Origin of the sequence: Bacillus sp. MUM 116, assembly GCF_001866655.1 — a bacterium.
Taxonomy (GTDB): Bacteria; Bacillota; Bacilli; order Bacillales; family Cytobacillaceae; genus Neobacillus.
Genome location: NZ_MLYR01000072.1, coordinates 1 through 13,389, shown reverse-complemented (window position 1 = coordinate 13,389; position 13,389 = coordinate 1). Strand labels below are relative to the sequence as shown.

The 13,389-nt window shown below is 39.1% G+C and carries 9 protein-coding genes, 1 tRNA gene and 1 rRNA gene; 7 read left to right on the top strand and 4 right to left on the bottom strand.

Annotated features, from left to right (window positions below; translation table 11 throughout):
• The first annotated feature begins 5 nt into the window (after window positions 1–5).
• From gcvPB to BIV60_RS17280, 6 genes are all read left to right on the top strand, one after another.
• Window positions 6–1,580, top strand: coding sequence for an aminomethyl-transferring glycine dehydrogenase subunit GcvPB (gene gcvPB, locus BIV60_RS17305; protein WP_071356952.1), 1,575 nt, complete (start codon window positions 6–8; stop codon window positions 1,578–1,580).
• 38 nt (window positions 1,581–1,618) lie between these two features.
• Window positions 1,619–2,908: an ABC transporter substrate-binding protein gene (locus BIV60_RS17300; RefSeq protein ID WP_071356951.1), complete on the top strand. Its 1,290-nt coding sequence runs from the start codon at window positions 1,619–1,621 to the stop codon at window positions 2,906–2,908.
• A gap of 76 nt (window positions 2,909–2,984) precedes the next feature.
• Window positions 2,985–3,899, top strand: a complete 915-nt coding sequence (locus tag BIV60_RS17295; RefSeq protein WP_177177328.1) for a carbohydrate ABC transporter permease — start codon at window positions 2,985–2,987, stop codon at window positions 3,897–3,899.
• Window positions 3,900–3,904: 5 nt separating this feature from the next.
• Window positions 3,905–4,735 carry a carbohydrate ABC transporter permease gene (locus BIV60_RS17290; RefSeq protein ID WP_071356950.1) on the top strand — a complete coding sequence of 277 codons (831 nt, stop codon included), beginning with the start codon at window positions 3,905–3,907 and terminating at the stop codon, window positions 4,733–4,735.
• Window positions 4,736–4,920: 185 nt separating this feature from the next.
• A complete protein-coding gene (gene ebgA / locus BIV60_RS17285; protein ID WP_218145950.1) occupies window positions 4,921–7,959 on the top strand; it encodes a beta-galactosidase subunit alpha in 3,039 nt (1,012 codons plus the stop codon).
• A gap of 388 nt (window positions 7,960–8,347) precedes the next feature.
• Window positions 8,348–9,649, top strand: a complete 1,302-nt coding sequence (locus BIV60_RS17280; protein ID WP_071356948.1) for a DEAD/DEAH box helicase — start codon at window positions 8,348–8,350, stop codon at window positions 9,647–9,649.
• 21 nt (window positions 9,650–9,670) lie between these two features.
• On the opposite strand, the gene BIV60_RS17275 is transcribed toward BIV60_RS17280, so the two are convergent.
• From BIV60_RS17275 to BIV60_RS17260, 4 genes are all read right to left on the bottom strand, one after another.
• On the bottom strand, window positions 9,671–11,209 hold the full coding sequence (locus BIV60_RS17275; RefSeq protein ID WP_071356947.1) for a solute symporter family protein: 1,539 nt from the start codon (window positions 11,207–11,209) through the stop codon (window positions 9,671–9,673).
• Window positions 11,209–11,535 carry a DUF485 domain-containing protein gene (locus BIV60_RS17270; RefSeq protein WP_071356946.1) on the bottom strand — a complete coding sequence of 109 codons (327 nt, stop codon included), beginning with the start codon at window positions 11,533–11,535 and terminating at the stop codon, window positions 11,209–11,211. Before BIV60_RS17270 ends, BIV60_RS17275 begins: the two co-directional genes overlap by 1 nt.
• A 293-nt stretch (window positions 11,536–11,828) precedes the next feature.
• Window positions 11,829–11,901 (bottom strand) — tRNA-Ala (locus BIV60_RS17265).
• 86 nt (window positions 11,902–11,987) lie between these two features.
• Window positions 11,988–12,683: an MgtC/SapB family protein gene (locus BIV60_RS17260; RefSeq protein WP_071356945.1), complete on the bottom strand. Its 696-nt coding sequence runs from the start codon at window positions 12,681–12,683 to the stop codon at window positions 11,988–11,990.
• A 539-nt stretch (window positions 12,684–13,222) separates the two neighbouring features.
• On the opposite strand from BIV60_RS17260, the gene BIV60_RS17255 reads away from it, so the two are divergent.
• Window positions 13,223–13,389, top strand: a 16S ribosomal RNA gene (locus BIV60_RS17255); the annotation flags it as partial.

The window sequence follows — 13,389 nt, the reverse complement described above, 5'->3', positions numbered from 1 at the left end:
CATTCATGCAAAGGATTATGCGCACTAACAAAACCCGTGATTTTCATCAAGCAAAATGGAATGAACCAATCATTTTCGAACTCCATCAACCTGGAGAAAAAGGAGTAGAACTGCCTCCAGTAAGTGAAAGAATTGCAGCATCGGTTGGTGATGGGGTATCTTCCATTCCAAAATCCATGCAAAGAAGCAAGAAACCGAGCCTTCCGGAAATTGGTCAAGCACGGGTATTAAGGCATTATTTAAGACTTTCCCAAGAAACATTAGGGTCTGATTTTAATGTTGAAATTGGACAGGGAACATGTACGATGAAATACATTCCCAAAATTAACGAATTATTAATTCGTGATTCAAAAATGATGGAGCTTCATCCGCTTCAAAATGAAGATACGGTACAAGGAATGCTGGAAATCTTTTATAAATTGGACCTTTGTATGAGGGAGATTTCCGGGATGGATTATTTCTCCTTCCAGCCAAGCAGTGGTACACAGGCATTGTTTACTATGGCATCGATTGTTCAGAAATATCATGAACATAGAGGCGAAGGGAATCAGCGGGATGAAATTATTACGACGATTTTCTCCCACCCATCCCAAGCTGCAACGGCAGCAGTAAAAGGTTATAAAATTATTACTCTTCATCCGGATGAAAATGGCTTCCCGGATATTGAAAAATTAAAAGCTGCCGTTTCTGAAAGAACAGCCGGTTTTGTTGTTGCAAACCCGGAAGATACCGGAATTTTTAATCCGAAAATTAAAGGATTTACAGACATTGTTCATCAGGCAGGTGGAATTTGCTTTTACGACCAGGCAAATGCAAATGGGCTTTTAGGAATAACAAGAGCAAAAGAAGCAGGCTTTGATATGTGTTTCTTTAATCTTCATAAAACATTTGCTGCACCACATATGTGTGGCGGACCTGCAACGGGTGCACTTGGGGTAACAGCAGAATTAAAAGATTTCTTACCAGCACCAATTGTCGAATTTGTTGATGGTAAATATAAGCTTAACGATGATTTAAAGCATTCAATTGGTAAGGTCCGTTCTTTCCACGGTGTAGCCCAAACCGTTTTACGTGCATATGCATGGATTCGCGCCCTTGGAGCAGAAGGACTCAAGGAAGTAGCGAAAATTGCGGTTTTAAACAATAACTATATGTACCATAAGGTCTTAGCAATCCGCGGTGCGAGTGCTCCATATGTTAAAGGCCATCGCCTAGAACAGGTTCGTTACAGCTGGGAGCAGCTTACGAAGGAAACTGGAGTGACAACAGAGGATGTAACGTTAAGAATGACTGATTTCGGTCTCCATTACTGGACCAGTCACCATCCATATATAGTGAAACAGCCATTCACCCTTGAGCCGACAGAGTCCTATTCGAAAGAAGATTTAGATGAATATATTCATGCATTAGAGCAAATTTCAAAAGAAGCATACGAAAATCCGGAGATTGTGAAAACAGCCCCGCATAATAGCACCATTCACAAAATGGACGAGCAAGATTATTTGGATCATCCGGACAAATGGTGCATAACATGGCGAACATATCAAAAAAATACGCAAACATGTGAATCGGCTAAATAATACAAACAATCATTTTTTGAAAAATAGGGGGCCGAAAAATGAGAAAGTTCATGTCAATGATATTAGCTTTGTTTTTGCTCTTACTAGCCGCTTGTTCGAATTCTGCAAGTAATGGGGAAAAAACCGGTGATGCCAAACATCCTTCAGGAACGATCACTATATGGGGATGGGATGTTGCCGCAGCAACAATGAAAGCCTCAGTAGAAAAATTTCAAAAGAAATACCCAGATGTAAAGGTGAAGGTAGAAGACTTTAATAGCTCGGATCTTTATGACAAGTTAACTGTTGGTTTAGCTGCAAGGGGGTCAGGCCTTCCGGATGTTGTGTTAATGGAGGATGAACGAATTCCAGGTTATGTTCATCAATTCCCACAAGGGTTTTTGAACTTAAGTAAGCTTGGATATGAAAAGCACAAAGACTCTTTCAATCAGGCAAAAGTCGCATCAGTTCAAGATAAGGATGGCAACTTCATTGCTGCACCTTGGGATATTGGTCCTGCAGGGGTATTCTACCGTGTCGATTACTTTAAAAAGGCGAATGTAGATCCAAATTCCATCAAAACATGGGATGACTATATTGCAGCTGGCAAGAAAATAAAAGCAGCAACCGGCGCCAAGATGTTACCGATTGATATTCCCAATTATGATGGCGTCTTCCAAATGATGATGCAGGAACAGGGACTTTCTTATTTTGATAAGGATGGAAAAATCACGCTTCAATCCAAGGAAGCCATTCGTGCAATGGACGTCATTAAAAAGCTACATGATGAGGATTTAATCCTTAACAACAAGGGCTGGGATGGAATTGTAACGGCTACAGTAAACGGCAGCGTAGCGACCGTTCCTTATGGAGTTTGGTATGCAGGCTCCATTATGGACCAAGCCCCTAAATTAAAAGGAAAATGGGATGTATTTTATCTGCCAAGCTTTGAAAATGGCGGTAACAGGTATGCGAACGTAGGCGGCTCGTCCTTGTTGATTCCGGCGACTAGTAAAAACCAGTCTGCTGCTTATGCCTTTGTTGACTTCTTTACAACAGATAAAGACTCTCAATTATTAGGCTTTGAAAAATATGGGCTTTTCCCATCCTTGAAAGAAACCTATAGTGCGCCACAATTTACTAAAAACAATCAGTACTTTAATAATCAACCAATATTTAAAAGGTTTGCCGATATTGTTGATCAAGTCCCAAAAATTAACGAAAATGAGTATTTATCAAAAGCTAGCGCTCTGACAAGCAATGCTCAAGCGGCTATACTGCTTGAAAATAAATCAGTTGAATCCGCATTAAAAGATGCTGAGAATCAATTAAAAAACGAAGTAAAATAGAAAGATTTTATTAGAGAGAGAGGGGAGGTTACTCCTCTCATTTCTATCATATTCTCTGATGTCAGGGGGAGATACAATGGCTCAGACTGAAAAGATACAAACAACTGCGAAAACATTAAGGGTAACTACGAAAAAAAATATCATCACACCAAAAAATGCTCCCTACTTTTTTATCGGCCCGGCACTACTTTTATTAGTAGTTTTCACGGTTTACCCGGTAATCTCTTCATTGATTTTAAGCTTTCAAGAGGTTCGTGGTGTGGAGAAAACGTTTGTGGGGTTTGCCAATTATACACGATTATTTCATGATCCGGTATTTTATAAATCATTATTAAATACATTTGAAATTTTGATTGTTCAAGTTCCATTCATGCTCTTCCTTTCCTTATTAATTGCTGTTGGGCTGCACTCTTCAATGGTAAAAGCAAAGGCATTTTTTCGAATCTCTTATTTTATGCCGGCCATTACAGCTCTTGTTGCGGCATCCATTGTATTTATGATTCTATTGGATGAGCATTTTGGGCTTGTAAACTATTTTCTATCATTTTTTGGTTTTAAGCCTATTCATTGGTTAACTAGTCCTTTCTGGGCAAAAGCGTCTGTTATTCTTGTGATGACATGGAGATGGACCGGATACAATATGGTGATTTTTTTAGCAGGTTTACAGAATATCCCGTCCGAATTATATGAAGCGGCCAGTATTGACGGGGCTGGAAAGGTCAAGCAATTTTTTATGATTACCGTCCCACAGTTAAAACCAGTGTTTATTTTTACGGTGGTAATGTCAACAATTGGCACCCTTCAGTTATTTGATGAACCATTTATTTTAACTCATGGGGGGCCAAATAATGCTACCATGACGATTACACTTTATTTATATGAGACCGGTTTTAAATTCTTTGATTTTGGCTATGCATCAGCCATTGCCTATGTCTTGGTATTGATAACGGCCGTTATTTCCTGGATTCAAATGAAATTGGTAGGTGAGTAGAATACATGAATACTTCAAGTAGGCTTTCTTCCAAAATCGGAATATATGGATTGTTGTTCATCGGGGTCGTTATATCGATAGCTCCTTTTTATTGGATGCTTGTCGGCTCTACTCATCCTTCCGGAGAAATTTTTAGTCTGCCGCCAAAGCTTTTGCCGGGAGATTACTTGGCGAAAAACTTTCACTCTCTTAGTGAATCATTAGGGATTGCAAAGATCTTTTGGAATTCCTTATTTATTGCGCTTGTGTATACCTTTGTTAGTACGCTTATTTCCGCCATGGCCGGTTATGCATTTGCGAAATATCGTTTTAAAGGGAAAAAATTGTTTTTTTTCATGATTTTATGTTCGTTAATGATTCCTTCCCAGGTTACATTGATTCCATTATTTGAAATGATGGTGTCGTTTGACTGGTTGAATACGTACCAAGCGATTATATTGCCAGGCCTTGCCTCCCCTTTTGCGATTTATTTAATGAGGCAAAACATGCAGGCTGTTCCGGACTCGATTATTGAGGCATCAAGAGTTGATGGGGCAGGGGAAATTAAAATTTTCTTTTCGGTCATTTTACCTGTCGTAAGACCAGCACTCGCTGCCGTTGCGATTTTTCTTTTTATGTCACAATGGAATAGTTTAATTTGGCCGCTTATTACACTGAATTCTAAGGAAATGTTTACATTGCCTGTTGCCTTATCGAGCTTAATCGGAATGGCCCGGATTGATTATGGACAACTGATGCTAGGAACCACTTTATCAACGATTCCGATTATGATTTTCTTCTTATTGCTGCAAAAGCATTTTATATCCGGAATCCTGGGTGGATCGGTAAAAGAATAAAGCTGAGTTATATGTAGTATTTTGATTTGCGGATAAATGACTTAGATTCGCGGATAAACCCGATATATCGAAGATTAAGTGTAATTTTGCACTCCATCATCATTATTTATCGGAAAAAGTTCTGTTAAAAACAACAAAAACTACGAAAAAAGTGAAGAATCATGCTGAATTTAGAGGTGATAGTTTTGAAAAATATAAAAAGATGGGAAGATATCCATACTGACGGAATCAACCGTCTTCCTGCCCGTGCACATTTTATCAGCTTTCCATCGCGGGAAGCGGCGAAAATAGGAGAAGCTAGTAATGGACATTATTATCAGAATCTAAACGGGACGTGGAAATTTACTTTTCTTGAAGCCCCTGAATATTGGGAAGATGGTTTTTACGAAGATGATTTGGATACGATTGTTGTCCCAGGAAATTGGCAGATGCAAGGTTATGGGAAAATGCATTACTCTGATCTATGGTATAACTTTCCCATTATACCGCCGCGGGTGCCGACAGAAAATCCAACCGGGATTTATCGACGTGAATTTGAGATAGACCGGGATTTCAACGATGAACAATTAATTCTTCGTTTTAATGGTGTAGATTCGGCTTTTGAACTGTATATTAATGGAGAATTCGCAGGATATAGCAAAGGGGCACGGATTCAATCAGAATTTGATATAACAAATCTTTGCTGGAAAGGCACAAATACCTTGACAGTCCGGGTCTTCCAATGGTCGGATGGCACGTATTTGGAAGATCAGGATATGTGGTGGTTAAGCGGTATTTTCCGTGAGGTCGAACTATATTCCAGACCTGTTGCCGGTCTTTATGATTATACGGTAAATACCACGTTTGATGCTGACTGGAAAGATGCATTACTTTCCGTTAAGGTGAAGTTGACGGAAGAACGGAACCAAACGTTTGTTTATGAATTAATCGATCCAAATGGAAAATTGGTTTTTGTTGAGGAACAGAAGGCAGAAGAGCCTTTTTCTAAAAAGATTAACTCACCATTAAAATGGAGTGCAGAACAGCCGAATTTATATCACCTTTATATAACAGTTATAGAAGAAGATAGAACCATAGAGGTAATTCACCAGCAAGTGGGATTTCGTTCGATTGTACTGGTTGGTGATCAATTTCTTGTAAATGGTGTGGCGATTAAACTTAAGGGGGTTAATCGTCATGACTATAATCCTAAAACAGGCCGGGTTGTTACAAAAGAAGAAATTGAGCGGGATATTAAGACAATGAAGCAAAACAATATCAATGCGATCCGGACTGCTCATTATCCGAATGCCCACTATCTCTATGATCTTTGTGATTACTACGGGATGTATGTAATTGATGAAACGGATTTAGAGTGTCACGGCTTTGAACTGACAGGAAAATATGATTGGATTAGCAATGACCCCGAATGGGAAACGGCTTATGTTTCACGTCTTGAGCGGATGATTGAACGAGATAAGAATCATCCATGCATTATTATGTGGTCGCTTGGAAATGAGTCTGGATTTGGTGATAACTTCCGTGCGATGGCAAAGCGGGCAAAACAAATGGACCCGACCCGTCTTGTTCATTATGAAGGAGATTTTGAAGCAGAAGTAACTGATGTATACAGTACGATGTATACGTGGCTGGAACATAATGAAAAGCTGACGATGGATAAAGTCATTGAAAAAACGAAAAAGCCGCATATTCTTTGTGAATACGCACATGCAATGGGAAATGGACCGGGAAATCTAAAAGAGTACCAAGATTTATTTTATAAGTATGATAAACTTCAAGGCGGATTCGTATGGGAATGGTTTGATCACGGAATTGAGGCCATCACGGAAGATGGAAAAGTTTACTATCGGTATGGTGGAGACTTTGGTGACGATCCGACGAATGGGAATTTTTGTATTGATGGTTTAATCATGCCTGATGGTACACCTTCCCCGAGTTTATTTGAATATAAAAAGGTCATTGAACCGGTACAAACGGAATGTTTAGATATTGAAAATGGGAGATTCCGTTTAATCAACCGATATGATTTTCTGTCATTGGATCATTTAGAATTAACATGCTCTCTTTATGAAGATGATCAATTGCTGGAGTCTTTTACTGTTGAACTTCCCAAGCTGAATGCGAGAGAAAAGGTGGAGGTTCAGCTTCCTGCGGGACAAGACATTGACCGGGTTAGCGGGGCTAACTATTATTTTGTCTTTTCATATAAACTCAAACAGGTTGCACCATGGGCGGAAAAAAGTCATGAAATAGCAAACGCCTCCTTTGTACTTCCAGGTAAGCCTAAGCTGTCGAAGGTCCATACAGCCGGAAATCTTGAGGTAACGAAAGAAAGTGCGCTGCTCCACGTGAAGGGGTCGGATTTTTCCGTTACATTTGATTGTGTTAAGGGAACACTAAAACAAGTTAGCCAAAGCGGCAAAATTTATTTTCAAAATGGACCTCGTTTTCATTTTTGGCGTGCGCCTATCGATAATGATATGTATTTGCTGAATGATTATCGGATCAAATACTTTATGCATTTAGGCCATGAAATCGTGGAAGAGGTGCGCTACCAATTAAACGATGGCGTGTTTGAATGGGAGGTGGACGCACTTTACGGTACAACAAACAGTTCTTGGTATTATCAACTTCAGTATCAATATAAAATCTATCCTGACGGAGATATTGTATTTTCCATTAACGGTATTGCATCCGGTATGAAGGAAAATGCTCCGAACATGATTCCACGTTTAGGCATCAATCTGCAGCTTAATAAAGATTTTTCACAAGCAATATGGCGTGGAAGGGGACCAGGTGAAAGCTACCCTGATTCAAAACAAGCCAACCATTTAGGTGTTTACACCCAATCAGTTGAGGGTTTATTCACAAATTATGTAAAACCACAAGAAAACGGCAACCGTTCAGATTGTGATTGGGTAAGCTTTACGAATGACAGTGAAAAGGGACTCATATTTATCGCCGATGAAACATTTAATTTCAGTGCTTCACGATATGAAGTTAGTGACATTGAGGACGCAAAGCATACAATTGACTTAAAGCCACGAGACTATATCGTGTTGAATATTGATTACAAGCAAAATGGCCTCGGCAGCAATTCCTGCGGGCAGGACCAGCTTGAAAAATATCGCTGCAAGTTTGAAGACTTTTCACTGAAGTGCCGTATCTCTTTATTTAAAGGAGATCAAAAAACTGCAGTAGAGCTTGGACGAGAGCAGTGTTAAAAATGAAAAGAATCCTAACATCCATAGACGATGTTAGGATTTTTTATCATTCTCAAAGGCTCTTTTCTAAAAGATTGTTGTTTTGAAATAAGTTTTGAAAATGCAACCTATTGATAAACAGGTTGATTGGAACGGAAGGTGCGAGACTCAAGCGGGAGCAGCGGAAAAGGTGAGACCCCACAGGAGCTGTGCTCCGAGGATGCTCACCGCCCGCCCCGCGGAAAGGGAGCATCCCTACGTTCCAATCAACCACTCTCCTTATTCAAGAGCAACAAAGTTTACGAAAACAGCATTCTCAAACTAGTTAGAATAAAAAGTTTAATTGCTTTATTTTTGATAAACACTCATTATGAATAGATAATTATTTGAATTGAAAGTAGGGATTTCATTGCCTGATTTTAGATCAATAGGAATTTCAAAAGAATTAACGGAAAAATTACGCAGTTTTGGTATCGCGACACCGACACCTATTCAGGCACAATCCATACCATTTGTGATGAACGGGAAAGATGTGATTGCACAAGCACAAACTGGAACAGGAAAGACATTTGCTTTTATCTTGCCAATCCTTGAAAAGATTGATCCAGCAGCACAACATGTTCAAGCATTGATTGTGACGCCGACAAGAGAGTTAGCTTTGCAAATTACAGATGAGATAAATAAGATGGTCCAGGATCAAGAGGAAGTTAATATTCTAGCTGTTTATGGAGGTCAGGATGTTGATAAACAGTTAAAAAAGTTAGCAAAAAATGTCCAGATTGTTGTCGGAACGCCCGGAAGGCTTTTAGATCATATTCGAAGAGGAACGCTTGATTTATCTAGTGTTGACTTCCTTGTTTTAGATGAAGCGGATCAAATGCTTCATATTGGGTTTCTTAGGGAAGTAGAGGATATTATTAAAGAAACTCCAAAGAGCAGGCAGACGATGCTTTTCTCAGCAACAATTCCAGATGAGGTTCGGAACCTGGCGAATAAGCATATGAGGGAAGCAGAATATATTCAGGTGGAAAAAAGGCAAGGACCAGCTGCAAATGTAAAACAAATTGCCATCCATACCATTGACCGGGCAAAACAAGCAACATTAATTCAATTAGTAGAAACCCACCGACCATTCCTTGCGGTTATTTTTTGCAGAACAAAAAGAAGGGTCAGTAAACTGTTTGGGGTTCTTAAAGCACACGGGTTTTCCTGTGATGAATTGCATGGAGATTTGTCGCAGGCCAAAAGAGAGCAAGTTATGAAAAGATTTAGGGACGCTGAAATTCAATTGTTAATCGCGACGGATGTAGCTGCAAGGGGACTGGATGTTGAGGGAGTGACGCATGTGTATAACTACGATATTCCCCAGGATGCGGAAAGCTATGTCCATCGGATTGGCAGAACCGGTAGAGCGGGAACGAAAGGCTTAGCCATCACGTTTTATTCTTCTGCTGACAAACCCACATTGGAGCTGATTGAAAAGGAGTTAAATATTCGGATTCAAAAACAGGTATTCGAAAGTGAGGGCGGGAAGAAACAGAAAAAAATTACAGATAGTGATTCCCAACCTGCCACACATAAGCAAACAAAAGGGAATCAATCAAAGCGAAAACCGATCAATTCAAAGTCACATTCGATAAAAGAAAAAACGAAAAACAGCAAAAAAATGACTCCTTCTTATACAAAGAAAAGGAGTAATAAAAGGGACTGAAATTCAGTCCCTTTCATTCATTTATTGACCCATCCCAATTCCTGTATTTGATTTAACCAACACTTCCTCATATTTCTTAACGTCTGCCTTTTGACTCGAGAAGATTGTTCCTAGGAAACCTGCAAGAAATCCGAGCGGGATGGATACAATTCCCGGTGTCGTATATGGGAAGATAGGATTGCCGACAAAAATGGCCTTTCCGACCTCAGGGCTCACTACACTTGGACTAATTAAAACTAACCCGATTGCCGATATAAGACCAACAACCATTGCCCATAATGCACCTGTTGTGTTAAAACGTTTCCAGTAAATTGTGTAGATGATCACCGGCAGGTTTGCACTTGCTGCGACCGCGAAAGCAAGTGACACTAAGAAGGCAACATTTAACGTTTGCGCTCCCAATGCAAGAATAATTGAAATAACAGATACCCCAATGGCAGCATAACGTGCCATTGCTACCTGCTGCTTTTCAGTTGCCTTCCCTTTACGAAGGATTTCATTGTAGATATCATGTGCAAAGGCGGAAGCTGCTGTTAACACAAGACCAGCAACAACTGCAAGGATTGTTGCAAAGGCAACAGCAGAAATAAACGCAAACAACATATTGCCGCCGATCGCCTTCGCCAATAGCGGAGCCGCCATATTTCCAGCAGGATTTGCTGTTACAATCGCTTCATTACCAACGAATGCAGCTGCGCCAAAGCCAAGGAAAATCGTCATCACATAGAAGATTCCAATCACCCATGTCGCATAGACAACGGATGAGCGGGCAGTTTTTGCATCTTTTACCGTAAAGAAACGGACTAGAATATGTGGAAGGCCGGCAGTACCTAAAACGAGACACATATTTAGAGAGATGGTATCTAAACCAATTTTATATTTTACCCCTGGATTTAAGAAGGCTTCCTTTAAAGGAGTGGCTGTTTTCATTTGTAAAAACATATCGGTAATGCTGAAATGAAATTTAGCGAGTACAATAATCGAGATGACAAAAGTACCACCCATTAAAAGGATCGCTTTAATAATTTGCACCCAGCTTGTTGCATGCATTCCGCCAAATATAACGTACACGGTCATTAAGACACCAACAATTAATACAGATGTCGTATAATCCAAGCCCAATAATAATTTTATAAGTGCACCTGCTCCAACGAGTTGGGCAATCATATAAAAAATCGAAATCGTAACCGTGTTCATCGCTGCAAAGCCGCGGATCTTTTTTGTATCAAATCGTGCGGCAATCATATCGGCAAAAGTATATTTTCCAAGATTCCTTAGGGGCTCAGCAACTAAGTATAAAACAACAAGATAGGCTACGAGGAAACCTATACTATAGAAGAAACCATCAAATCCGGTTAAGGCTACAGCTCCTGCAATTCCAAGAAAGGATGCGGCTGACATATAGTCCCCGGCAATGGCCAGTCCATTTTGCCAGCCTGTCAGACCTCCGCCGGCAGTGTAAAATTCGCTTGCGTTTTTCGTGCGCTTTGAGGCTAAATAGGTAACGATGAGCGTAACAAAAACAATGGCGAGAAACATGATAAATGCTGCTTTATTCATTAGCTATTGCCCCCTTCCTCAATTACTTGATTTGCCATTTCATCAAATTTTGCTGCCTTTTTCGAATAAAGGATGCATAAACCCCATGTCATAATAAATTGAAGGAAAGCAAATACCCATGCCCAGGTAATACTGCCGATAAATTTATGATTTAACACGGTGGTATAAGATGTTAGGATTGGTAGAGCAAAATAAAAACAAAAGAAGAAGATGGTTACTGGGACGATAAACCTTTTCTTTTCGGAGAGTAATTTTTGAAATGCTGCGGACTGTGCAATCTTTGTGTAATCGCTTTCAGTATTTCCTTTCGCTTTTTTAGCCTCCACAAGAAGCTCCCCCTCTCAGATTAAATCATTGGTTTTTTATGAGGATTGCAAAACAAAAAGACATAGCTGGCTTAAGTGTAAGAAATAAAGATAAGGACAATTTAAAATTTGATTATTATCTTGTCCCACCTCCTGAATTTTATTTTTAAAAATTTTGAAAATTCTAATCTAGTTTTAATTATAATTTTTTACTCCTAGATCTTGCAAGGTAAAATTTGAAGAAAAGGGAAAATAAACCAATTCATCTGCGTAAAAAAAGAAAACCTATGCAAATGCAAAGGTTTTCTTAATTATGGAGAATAGGGGGCTCGAACCCCTGACCTCTTGCATGCCATGCAAGCGCTCTCCCAGCTGAGCTAATCCCCCGTATATTTTGTATAAGATAAATTATATATTCCTTGCGCCATTCTTGCAAGAGAAAATTATAAAAAAAGAGCCATATGAAATGGCTCTTAACTAATGCTTTCCACCTCTACTTTTTTAACACCATCGAATTGGGAAATAGAATAGTATACATCTGTTGTTTTTTCGCGATAATCTACAGCTACTAAAATTTGCACCGAATGATCACCATTGTCTAAATCTTTAATTCGAATTCTGCGAATAATATAATGCTTCTCCATAATAAATGTTATAACTTTTTCGATTTGATCTTTATCTCTCATAAATAACTGAAGGCTGATTTCTTTTTCCCTTAATTGTTTTGGACCAATAAGCTTCATTAGGAATGGAATAAATTCCACGCTAATAATAAGAAGTAGTACTCCGGCAAATGCCTCCCAATAAAAGCCTGCCCCGACAGCAATGCCGATACCGGCTGCTCCCCATATCATTGCGGCAGTAGTCAGGCCGGAAATACTATCATTTCCTCTTCTTAATATCACTCCGGCTCCCAAGAAACCAATTCCTGAGACAATCTGTGCAGCAAGTCGGAGCGGGTCCATGGTAATCTTCACATGTTTTGAATCCGGGAACATATAAGCTGATTGGATAGAAACAATCGTCAGTAAACAGCTCACAATAGACATAACGAGACTTGTTTTTAAACCCACAGGCTTTCTTTTCAGCTCACGCTCCAGTCCGATGATAAGACCAAGCACTGCAGAAATTCCAAGTTTTATCAGTATTTCTGTGTCGATACTATTCATATAAATTCACGTCCAATTTTAAATCTTTTTCTTAAATATAAAAGTTATTTTTTATTATATCGTATGAATGAGGGGGAGGAATTATTTTGATGAATTTTATTTACAAAGAAAAGGTCAGAAGTTCACTAATAATTTTCGATAAGGAGTTGAAATACGAAATGGATATAATGGGGATAATTCTTTAAGGAATAAATAAAACAGATAATGTATCAGTTACTTGATTTTTTTTCTTTGAAAAACTTTTAAAATTATATTGCAATCATTTAATTATCATGATATATTAAATCTCGTCCTCTTCAAGAGCGTCAAACAACGAAAAATAAATTTTAAAAGTTGTTGACATTATGAAGTTGAATGTGTTAAATTAAAGAAGTCGCTTTCGAGCGATGTTGAAAAGCAGATTAATAAATAGTTTCTAAAAATTTATTAGCTGCTATGATTGTTCTTTGAAAACTAAACAAACAAAAACGTCAACAAACAATAATTATTCATTTCATTTATTGAAGTGAAGCCAACGTAAATTTCGAGCTAAATCAACTTTCTTGGAGAGTTTGATCCTGGCTCAGGACGAACGCTGGCGGCGTGCCTAATACATGCAAGTCGAGCGAATCAATAGGAGCTTGCTCCTGTTGGTTAGCGGCGGACGGGTGAGTAACACGTGGGCAACCTGCCTGTAAGACTGGGATAACTTCGGGAAACCGGAGCT